The organism is Bacteroides cellulosilyticus DSM 14838, from assembly GCF_000158035.1.
GTDB classification, from domain to species: Bacteria; Bacteroidota; Bacteroidia; order Bacteroidales; family Bacteroidaceae; genus Bacteroides; species Bacteroides cellulosilyticus.
Genome location: NZ_EQ973489.1, coordinates 617,096 through 627,148, shown reverse-complemented (window position 1 = coordinate 627,148; position 10,053 = coordinate 617,096). Strand labels below are relative to the sequence as shown.

Genomic DNA, 10,053 nt, shown 5'->3' with positions numbered 1-10,053 from the left:
CTGCATATTACATCTGTTCGAAAAGTATTTATTTCATTTTATTGTCTCTCCTCTATTCTGCACATCAACAATCCTTTTATCTTTGCGCCCCTATTTACAAATTAACTGTTTTTAATTAAATAATTTTTCAAAATGAGTAATTCAAAAAAAACGCTGCTAAAAGCGAAGAAACAGGGTTAGTAAAACCAAGTGAACAAAACAGACAATCCTCTGAACAAGCGGAAAATAAACCACACAGAGGCCGTCCTAAGGGTAAAAAAGTTAAAGGAATTAACAATAACCAGGAAAGCATGCTGGGAAATCTTTTGGATGAATACATCGAGGGTAATTTCTACGTTGGAAACAATGAAAAGATTCCACCCGAAAAACTCGAATTGGCCCCGCTTATAGAGCGCATAGCAGAAACCAAACTCTTCCTAAATAATGACGGAATCCCTATGTCAAAGAGTACTTTAACCAAAATGGCAGAAAAAATGTGGCAAAAGGATAAAAGAGTACGACACAATGAAAAGCATAAGGAGAAATCACCCTACAGAAAAGACAGAAATTAAAAAGATACTGTCAAAACAGCAAGACCTACCTTTGCCCTCACGTTAACAAGACCAAGTCAGACCTCAATGAGATGCCGCTTCCTCTTATGCGAAGCGACATCTTTTTTTATGCTATGGCATGAGCTTGAAAACGTAACCAACATTATTATTAATTAAATATATCGTAAGATGAAAAGACACGAGTTCAAAAATCCGGTTCCAGTCCGTGAAAGAATGGCAGAAAAATGGAAAAAACGGTTCATGTTCGAAAAGGGGTATTCTGAGGAATGTGCAGAATACATGGCACAAAGATTGATCGACCTCATTGACCACATGCAGTATGGCTATGCCCTTATTGCCTTTCACAAACAAGGCACAATCTTCAAAATGGTGAAAGCAACCCTCATGCCCTATGAAAGTTTCTTTCACCGATTCTATGAAATGGAGCGCATAGAAAGTACTATAGTTTACTGGGATGTAGAGTCACAGGCTTGGAGAAGTTTCCAGTTGGAGAATTTATTGGACTGGAGCCCCGTCTGCTAATCATTAATCACTTATCGTTTAATCACTAAAGAAATGGCAATGAATTGTACAGGGGTACTGTATTTCCCTATAGCTATAAGTCTACTCGAAGGAGTAGCAACAGAATTGATAGAAGCCCGGTTCGGGCTGAAAGGTGTAGCGGCATTCATAAAGCTACTCGGAAAAATTTATAAAGAAGAGGGGTATTACCTGGTGTGGAACAAAGAGCAATGCATGCTCTTTGCCCACAAATTAGGAAACGAATTATCGGATGAGGAAATGCAGGAAATCGTAGAACTTCTGATAGCGAAAGACATATTTGACCGGAAAATGTATGAGGAACACCAGGTATTGACATCCGTACACATACAGAAAGTATGGCTGGAAGCTACCAAACGCAGAAAACGGGACTTAACTCCCCTCCCTTACTTCCTTATGGAAACCAAAGTTCCTAAAAACGGGAAAGAAGAAAATGAGATACAGGATGTATTGTTTCCACCCGAAAATGCATGCAATTCCGAACAAAGTAAAGAAAAGCAAAGTAAAGAAAAGGAAAACACTCCCCCTCTAACTCCCCAAGGGGAGAACGGAGGAGAAGGAACGGAGGGCTCTTCTTTCGACATCCCGGGATATGCCTACAACAAGAAGACACACAATCTGGAAGGTTTGATGTTGGAGCTGCAACAACTTCATATCGTAGACCGAAATGAAATCAATGCCATTCTACGGCTATCCGACTATGGAAGACTAGGAGGGTATGTGTTTAAAATAATCAGTAGTACACGATGGAGTACTGTACTGGCAAAAGGAAAATACGTCATCGCCGCACTAAGAAAAGAGAAAACCGGAAACGGCTGATAATCAAGGCTAATATCAGCATTTGCCAAGGCTACACCCTTTGCCTCCTATGGCTACACCCTTTATGACAAAGGGCTACACCATACGGACGAAAGGGTGTAGCCATCCTAAAGTACCCGTCAAGGCTTACAAAATATACATCAATGTATATTTTTGAAATAATCATATACAGGTAGTACACGCACCGTTTTATCCCCAATAATAAACTTGTCATGCTGATTAAATGACAGCAATAATCCCTCAGGCAGATTAAAAAAGTTCAAGTGCAAATATAGGTATTCCATTCTAAATGGATACTCCTTTCCATTCTGAATGGACAAAAAAATAGCGGCTGACCCACAAAAGGAGTCAACCGCGAATATTAATATAAAAACGCTTTCTTGATTAGAGAGCACCTACTTCTTTCAATGCAGCGTTAGTTCCGTGAACAGCCTTAGCGCTGGCAGCGAATTTTTCTTTTTCATCAGCAGTCAGTTCCAGTTCAACGATCTTTTCGATACCATTCTTGCCCAAGATAACGGGAACACCGATACAAAGATCAGATTCGCCATATTCGCCTTCCAGCAATACAGAGCAAGGAATCATCTTCTTCTGGTTGTGAATGATAGACTCAACTACATAAGCCCCTGCTGCACCCGGTGCATACCATGCAGAAGTACCCAGCAACTTAGTCAGAGTAGCACCACCTACCATAGTAGAAGCTACAACTTCGTTCAGTTTTTCTTCGCTCAACAGTGTGCTAACCGGTTGTCCTTTGTATGTAGCCAAACGAGCCAACGGAATCATAGTAGTATCACCATGACCGCCGATTACCATACCTTCTACTTCGTTTGCATTGCAACCCAAAGCTTGAGACAGGAAATATTTAAAACGAGAGCTGTCCAAAGCACCACCCATACCGATAACACGGTTCTTAGGCAGACCCAAAGATTTCAATGCCAGATAAGTCATTGTATCCATCGGATTAGAAATAACTACAAGGATAGCGTTGGGAGAATATTTCAATGCATTTTCAGCAACTGTTTTCACGATACCGGCATTCACACCGATCAACTCTTCACGAGTCATGCCCGGCTTACGGGGAATACCTGATGTGATAACAATAACGTCAGAATTTGCAGTCTTCTCATAATCGTTGGTGCAGCCTACAATAGTGGTATCAAAACCCAACAATTGAGCTGTCTGCATCATATCCATTGCCTTACCTTCTGAAACGCCTTCCTTAACATCCAGCATTACCACTTCGTCAGCCACTTCATTAAAGGCCAACACATTAGCGCATGTAGCACCTACGTTACCTGCACCTACTACGGTTACTTTTGACATAATCTTCAATTTTTTGTTTATATGTGTAATAAAGTTGCGACAAAAGTACAACGACATTCGTAATTAAGGAAATTTTTCCGTAATAATTTTAGTTAAATGATTATTAAGTTAAGGGTTGGTGATTAGCGATTGACGATTAATGCTTATTTTTGCGGCGGAATAGACCTAACCCTATTTTACACACCTATTATATTAATGAAACAATATGGCAAATAACAAAAATAAGCTGGTGATTATTGCAGGTACTGTATTAGTATTAGCCTTGGTGGGCGTCACTGTATTATTACTCACCGAAAAGCAGACCAACAAAGAACTGGTACAGGAATTTCAACTGGAAAAGGAAGACCTGGAAAACGAATATACACGCTTTGCACAACAGTATGACGAACTGAAATTAACAGTCTCCAACGATTCCCTGTCCGTACTATTAGAACAGGAGCAACTGAAAACCCAACGTCTGTTAGAAGAACTGCGTACCGTAAAAAGCAGTAACGCCGCTGAAATACGCCGTCTGAAGAATGAACTTGCCACCTTGCGTAAAGTTATGATAGGTTATATCAACCAAATAGATTCACTGAATAGGCTTACCGCCCATCAGAAAGAGGTGATCGCACAGGTCACGCAGAAGTACAACGATGCTTCCCGCCAAATCAGCAATCTGGCGGAAGAGAAAAAGAATCTGAATAAAAAAGTAACTCTTGCTGCCCAACTGGATGCGACCAACATCAACATTCAAGCCGTGAACAAACGGGATAAAGTAGCCAAGAAAGTAAAAGACGTGGTGAAATTCAAGATAGGATTTACTATCGTCAAAAACATCACAGCTGAAACAGGCGAACGTACTATCTATGTCCGCATCACCAAACCAGATAATGACGTGCTGACTAAAAACCCTTCCAATACATTCCCGTATGAAAACCGCGAGTTGGGGTATTCCATCAAAAAGTACATTGAATACAACGGTGAAGAGCAAAATATAACCGTGTACTGGAACGTAGAAGAGTATCTATATGCAGGTACCTATCGGGTAGATCTTTTCGCAGACGGAACACTTATCGGCTCGCAATCCTTTACATTGGACTAAAAAAGATTAAATTATTTTGAGGTCTCACTGAAAGCCTATACATTTGCATCGTTGTTTATGCAATTATTGTTGCATCACAAAACAACGTTTTAATCACCTTAATAATGTATAGACACGATGAGAAAGTTCTTCTGTTTCATTTGGTTGGTATGTCTGACCTTCTCTGTCGGTGCACAAGAGGTTTTGAGCCTCGATAGTTGCCGTGCATTGGCCATTGCCAATAACAAAGAACTACTGATAAGCCAGGAGAAAATTAACTCTGCACATTATCAGAGAAAAGCGGCGTTTACCAACTACCTTCCCGATATTTCCGCCACCGGTGGATATATGCGTACCCAAAAAGAGATTTCACTATTGAGCGATGCACAGAAAGGTGCATTAGGTTCAATGGGAACTCAGGTAAGCGGTGCCATGCAAAATGGTATACAAGGTATACTGACACAGCACCCTGAGTTGACACAGAATCCGCAATTCATGGCGTTGATCCAGGCGTTAGGAAGTGTGGACGTTGCCTCTCCGCTCAACGGCCTCGGAAATTCCCTCGTTGACGCATTTCGTACAGATACCCGCAACATGTATGCCGGCGCCCTGACGCTGACACAACCTTTATATATGGGCGGCAAAATCCGTGCTTACAACAAAATCACCAAATATGCAGAAGAATTGGCACGTCAGCAACATGACAGTGGTCTGCAAGATGTAATACTTAGTACCGACCAGGCTTACTGGCAGGTAGTATCACTAGCCAGTAAAAAGAAGTTAGCCGAAGGTTACCTCAAGTTACTGCAAAAATTGGAAAGCGATGTGGACAAGATGATCGCCGAAGGTGTTGCCACCAAAGCGGACGGTCTATCTGTAAAGGTAAGAGTGAACGAAGCGGAAATGACACTGACTAAAGTCGAAGATGGCTTGAGCCTGTCCAGAATGTTATTATGCCAGTTATGCGGTTTGGACTTGTCCTCTCCTATCACGCTGAAAGATGAACGGGAAGACGATCTCTCTCCTGATCCGGTAGCAGCAAATGGAATTGATCTGAATACGGTTTATGCTACACGGCCGGAAGTACGCAGTCTGGAACTTGCCACAGAAATCTACAAGCAGAAGGTAAACGTCACTCGCTCCGAATATCTGCCGTCACTGGCTCTGATGGGAAGTTATATGATGACCAACCCCTCCGTTTTCAATGGTTTTGAAAAGAAGTTCAAAGGTATGTGGAATGTGGGCGTGGTATTACAAGTTCCTATCTGGCATTGGGGTGAAGGCATGTACAAGGTGAAGGCAGCCAAAGCGGAAGCCCGTATCGCCCAATACCAATTGGACGATGCTAAAGAAAAGATAGAACTTCAAGTCAACCAGTCCGTCTTCAAGGTTAATGAAGCCGCTAAAAAGCTGATTATGGCAGAAAAGAATCTGGAAAAAGCAGATGAAAACCTTCGATATGCCACACTCGGATTTGAAGAAGGCGTGATAGCTGCCAGCAACGTACTCGAAGCACACACAGCCTGGCTTTCAGCCCAGTCCGAAAAGATAGATGCACAAATTGATGTGAAATTGACTGACATCTATCTGAAGAAGGCGTTGGGAGAATTAAAAATTAATAATTAAAAATTAAAAGGGTGAGAATTCATAATTCATAATTCATAATTCATAATTACCTAAATGGATACCAAATCACAAAACAGTAACATGCTATTAGCGTTTTTAACGCTGACAGGCGTCATTGCCATTGTAGCCGTAGTAGGTTTCTTCATGTTGCGTAAAGGACCGGAAATCGTACAGGGTCAGGCAGAGGTCACAGAATACCGGGTATCGAGTAAAGTACCGGGACGTATTCTGGAATTCCGTGTGAAAGAGGGACAAAGTGTGCAGGCCGGAGATACACTCGCCATACTGGAAGCTCCGGACGTATTAGCTAAACTGGAACAGGCTCGTGCGGCGGAAGCCGCTGCTCAGGCACAGAATGAGAAAGCACTGAAAGGCGCCCGTCACGAACAGGTACAGGCTGCCTTTGAGATGTGGCAAAAAGCTAAAGCAGGACTTGAAATAGCCGAGAAATCTTACAAACGTGTGAAGAATCTTGCTGATCAGGGCGTGATGTCAGCCCAAAAGCTGGATGAGGTGACTGCACAGCGAGACGCTGCCATCGCAACAGAAAAAGCCGCCAAAGCTCAATACGACATGGCAAAGAACGGTGCGGAACGAGAAGATAAAGCCGCTGCCGCCGCCTTGGTAGACCGTGCCAAAGGAGCTGTTGCAGAAGTAGAATCTTATATCAAAGAAACTTATCTTATAGCCCAAACAGCCGGAGAAGTTTCGGAAATCTTCCCCAAAGTAGGTGAATTGGTAGGAACCGGTGCACCGATCATGAACATAGCCATACTGGATGATATGTGGGTAACATTCAATGTCCGGGAAGATTTGCTGCAAGGCCTGACAATGGGAACTGAATTCGAAGCTTTCGTTCCGGCATTGGATAAAAATATCCGCCTGAAAGTGAACTACATGAAGGATCTTGGTACTTATGCAGCCTGGAAGGCTACGAAAACAACCGGGCAATTCGACCTGAAGACTTTTGAGGTAAAAGCTTTACCACAGGAGAAAGTGGAAGGCTTGCGTCCCGGAATGTCGGTGATACTGAAGAAGTGATTAAGGGTTAGTGATTAGTGATAAGTAAAGGAATGGCACGAGATAAGAAATATATAGCTTTGTGGAACGTCATGAAACGGGAAGGCCGACGGCTCGTTTCCCGTCCGCTGTACCTGTTCTGCATGGTGATAGCGCCGTTGTTCTGCTACGTGTTCTTCACAACACTGATGGATTCGGGGTTACCGGTCAATATGCCTGTAGGGGTGGTGGATCAGGATATGACATCCACTTCGCGCCAATTGATGCGAAACCTGGATGCATTTGAGCAGACTGCCATCGTAGCCCATTATCCTACTATCAACGAAGCACGTGCCGCCATGCAGAAAGGAGAAATCTACGGATTCTACTACATTCCGAAAGGTACCACTGCCAAGGCGCAATCTCAACGACAGCCTACCGTATCGTTCTATACCAACAATACGCTGCTTATTGCCGGTTCTCTGCTCTACAAAGATATGAAGATGATGAGCGAGTTGGCATCGGGAGCCGCTGCACGCACCAGTTTGTATGCTAAAGGTGCTACGGAAGACCAAGCTATGGCATTCCTGCAACCCATCGTCATCGATACACATCCGCTGAACAATCCGTGGCTGAATTACTCCGTATATCTGTGTAACACATTTGCACCGGGTGTATTGATGCTGCTTATATTTATGATAACGGTTTACTCCATCGGTGTGGAAATAAAAGACCGTACCGCACGCGAATGGCTGCGCATGGGAAATAATTCCATCTACATCTCCCTTGCCGGAAAGCTATTGCCGCATACGGCTATTTTCTTCCTGATGGGAATATTATATAACGTATATTTATATGGCTTCCTGCACTTCCCCTGCAACAGTGGCATCATGCCGATGCTTCTTGCCACCCTCTGCCTTGTACTGGCTTCGCAAGGGATGGGTGTACTGATGATAGGTACATTGCCTACCCTGCGTCTGGGACTGAGTTTTGCATCCTTATGGGGGGTGCTTTCATTCTCTATGTGCGGACTATCATTCCCAGCTATGGCCATGCATCCGGTTCTGCAAGGATTAGCCAATCTGTTCCCGCTGCGTCACTATTTCCTGATCTATGTAGATCAGGCCCTGAACGGTTATCCGATGATTTATTCATGGATAAACTATGTGGCGTTACTTATTTTTATGATGCTTCCTTTCTTTGTCGTACACCGGCTCAAAGAAGCGTTGATTTATTATAAATACGTGCCCTAATGAAACATCTGACGTTCAAACAGAAAGTAGTACAAGGTATCCACGACCTATTCTATATCTGGATACGGGAATTCCGCACGACCTTTCGCGATCAGGGTGTGCTCATCTTCTTTGTGCTTGTCCCGTTGGTGTATCCACTGATTTATGCTTTCATTTATACCAATGAAACCATACGGGAAGTACCTGCTGTGGTAGTGGATAACTCACGCAGTTCGTTAAGCCGCGAATACCTGCGCAAAGTGGACTCTAGTCCGGAAGTGAAGATTGTATCTTATTGCGCCGACATGGAAGAAGCCAAACTGATGCTGAAAGATCGTCTGGCTTATGGCATCATCTATATACCTGCTGAATTCAGTGAAGATATTGCACGGGGAAAGCAAACACAGGTCAGTCTGTATTGCGATATGAGCGGATTGCTTTATTATAAATCTCTGCTGAACACCAATACCAGCGTGTCACTGGATATGAATGCAGATATCAAAATGCAACGTGCCGGCAATACCACCAACCGCCAGGATGAGATTACCGCCTATCCGATAAAATATGAAGATGTTACCTTATTCAACCCCGCAAACGGTTTTGCGGCTTTCCTGATACCTGCGGTATTGATACTGATTATTCAGCAAACCTTACTGCTGGGTATCGGACTTTCTGCCGGAACAGCCCGCGAACAGAATCGTTTCAAAGATTTGGTTCCTATCAACCGCCACTACAACGGCACATTACGTATCGTACTGGGTAAAGGCTTAAGTTATTTCATGGTGTATGCACTTGTATCCGTATATGTGCTCTGTGTAGTGCCACGCCTGTTCAGTCTCATCCAGATAGCTCAACCGGGTGTACTGACCCTCTTTATGTTGCCTTATCTGGCAGCATGTATTTTCTTTGCCATGACAGCTTCTATTGCCATACGCAACCGTGAAACCTGCATGTTAATATTCGTCTTCACATCCGTACCTTTATTGTTCCTTTCAGGTGTTTCCTGGCCGGGAGCCGCCATGCCGGATTTCTGGAGATACTTCTCTTATATCTTCCCGTCCACTTTCGGCATCAATGGCTACGTACGCATTAATAGCATGGGAGCTACACTGGGCGAAGTAGCCTTTGAATACCGTGCATTATGGATACAGGCAGGCATCTACTTCCTGACTACCTGCTGGGTATATCGTTGGCAGATTATCCAGAGCAGGAAGCATGTGATTGAGAAATATAAAGAGTACAAGAATAAATAATAATTTCAGGAGATTATTATCCATTCTGCAGGACATCTTCTTTCTCCGGAGCAGTAGGCTCCGGCCTCCTTTCAGGGGCAAACGGGTCAAAATAATAAATATCTTTGGTATCCAGCCAATGCAGGAAGAAAGGTAAACGTCGCATAAAACGACTATAATCTTTCCGTCCGGCAGGTGTCCAGGCAGCCTCGGCAAGTGCAATAAGACGTGGAAAGACCATAAAATCCAATCGTTTGACATCAGCCACACGTTCTGTCCAAAGTGAATACTGCATACCCATAATCTGGCTTTCGTACCCCTTAAACAGATGTTCTATCGAGCGAGGGAATGAGAAGACATCTTCTATCGGATTATATCCATCCCAGTAACGCCCAACATTGTGTGTGGAATACTGCACAAAGTCGCCATACATCGGACGACGCGGAGTCATAATAACACGATATCCACTTTCGAGAGCTTTCAATAACTGATACCTACGATCATGACGCCACCACATCACTACTGCTTTATCCGGCGATACACCGGCATCCACAATCTCATCCCACCCGATCATCGTTTTACCTTTGGCAGCAATAATATCTGCCACACGGCGTACAAAATATTGCTCCAATCCGGTTTCGTTCATTAATTGTTTATCTTTGATG

Annotated in this window: 10 protein-coding genes; 8 read left to right on the top strand and 2 right to left on the bottom strand. The window is 43.5% G+C overall.

Translation table 11 applies throughout. The features are described from left to right. The first annotated feature begins 290 nt into the window (after window positions 1-290). The 3 genes from BACCELL_RS05125 (at window position 291) to BACCELL_RS05115 (ending at window position 1,910) form a co-directional block, all read left to right on the top strand. Complete coding sequence (locus BACCELL_RS05125; RefSeq protein WP_007210529.1) at window positions 291-551, top strand: hypothetical protein; 261 nt, start codon at window positions 291-293, stop codon at window positions 549-551. 168 nt (window positions 552-719) lie between these two features. Then, on the top strand, window positions 720-1,073 hold the full coding sequence (locus BACCELL_RS05120; protein WP_007210528.1) for an SH3 beta-barrel fold-containing protein: 354 nt from the start codon (window positions 720-722) through the stop codon (window positions 1,071-1,073). A gap of 33 nt (window positions 1,074-1,106) precedes the next feature. Then, complete coding sequence (locus tag BACCELL_RS05115; protein ID WP_007210527.1) at window positions 1,107-1,910, top strand: DUF4373 domain-containing protein; 804 nt, start codon at window positions 1,107-1,109, stop codon at window positions 1,908-1,910. Between the two features lie 384 nt (window positions 1,911-2,294). Here the strand turns inward: BACCELL_RS05115 and mdh are convergent, their stop codons facing one another. Further along, window positions 2,295-3,236: a malate dehydrogenase gene (mdh, locus tag BACCELL_RS05105; protein ID WP_007210525.1), complete on the bottom strand. Its 942-nt coding sequence runs from the start codon at window positions 3,234-3,236 to the stop codon at window positions 2,295-2,297. Window positions 3,237-3,441: 205 nt separating this feature from the next. Here mdh and BACCELL_RS05100 point away from each other — a divergent pair, with 205 nt between their 5' ends. The 5 genes from BACCELL_RS05100 to BACCELL_RS05080 all read left to right on the top strand — a co-directional run bounded on the left by BACCELL_RS05100 (window position 3,442) and on the right by BACCELL_RS05080 (window position 9,409). Next, complete coding sequence (locus BACCELL_RS05100; RefSeq protein ID WP_007210524.1) at window positions 3,442-4,320, top strand: coiled-coil domain-containing protein; 879 nt, start codon at window positions 3,442-3,444, stop codon at window positions 4,318-4,320. Between the two features lie 117 nt (window positions 4,321-4,437). Beyond that, a complete protein-coding gene (locus BACCELL_RS05095; protein ID WP_007210523.1) occupies window positions 4,438-5,925 on the top strand; it encodes a TolC family protein in 1,488 nt (495 codons plus the stop codon). Window positions 5,926-5,979: 54 nt separating this feature from the next. Then, complete coding sequence (locus BACCELL_RS05090) at window positions 5,980-6,966, top strand: HlyD family secretion protein (RefSeq protein WP_007210522.1); 987 nt, start codon at window positions 5,980-5,982, stop codon at window positions 6,964-6,966. Between the two features lie 32 nt (window positions 6,967-6,998). After that, window positions 6,999-8,177 (top strand): ABC transporter permease, encoded by a 1,179-nt coding sequence (locus tag BACCELL_RS05085; protein WP_007210521.1) that lies wholly within the window; start codon window positions 6,999-7,001, stop codon window positions 8,175-8,177. Then, on the top strand, window positions 8,177-9,409 hold the full coding sequence (locus BACCELL_RS05080; RefSeq protein WP_007210520.1) for an ABC transporter permease: 1,233 nt from the start codon (window positions 8,177-8,179) through the stop codon (window positions 9,407-9,409). The genes BACCELL_RS05085 and BACCELL_RS05080 overlap by 1 nt, the downstream gene beginning before the upstream one ends. A 16-nt stretch (window positions 9,410-9,425) precedes the next feature. Here the strand turns inward: BACCELL_RS05080 and BACCELL_RS27260 are convergent. Beyond that, window positions 9,426-10,053: family 20 glycosylhydrolase (locus BACCELL_RS27260; RefSeq protein WP_007210519.1), on the bottom strand; the 628-nt coding region annotated here is incomplete at its 5' end.

What these genes read in the sequence shown, in the direction of transcription:
- BACCELL_RS05080 (WP_007210520.1), top strand. Translation starts at nt 8,177, where the DNA reads ATGAAACATCTGACGTTCAAACAGAAAGTAGTACAAGGTATCCACGAC.
- mdh (WP_007210525.1), bottom strand. Translation starts at nt 3,236, where the DNA reads ATGTCAAAAGTAACCGTAGTAGGTGCAGGTAACGTAGGTGCTACATGC.
- BACCELL_RS05115 (WP_007210527.1), top strand. Translation starts at nt 1,107, where the DNA reads ATGGCAATGAATTGTACAGGGGTACTGTATTTCCCTATAGCTATAAGT.
- BACCELL_RS05100 (WP_007210524.1), top strand. Translation starts at nt 3,442, where the DNA reads ATGGCAAATAACAAAAATAAGCTGGTGATTATTGCAGGTACTGTATTA.
- BACCELL_RS05120 (WP_007210528.1), top strand. Translation starts at nt 720, where the DNA reads ATGAAAAGACACGAGTTCAAAAATCCGGTTCCAGTCCGTGAAAGAATG.
- BACCELL_RS05095 (WP_007210523.1), top strand. Translation starts at nt 4,438, where the DNA reads ATGAGAAAGTTCTTCTGTTTCATTTGGTTGGTATGTCTGACCTTCTCT.
- BACCELL_RS05090 (WP_007210522.1), top strand. Translation starts at nt 5,980, where the DNA reads ATGGATACCAAATCACAAAACAGTAACATGCTATTAGCGTTTTTAACG.
- BACCELL_RS05085 (WP_007210521.1), top strand. Translation starts at nt 6,999, where the DNA reads ATGGCACGAGATAAGAAATATATAGCTTTGTGGAACGTCATGAAACGG.
- BACCELL_RS05125 (WP_007210529.1), top strand. Translation starts at nt 291, where the DNA reads ATGCTGGGAAATCTTTTGGATGAATACATCGAGGGTAATTTCTACGTT.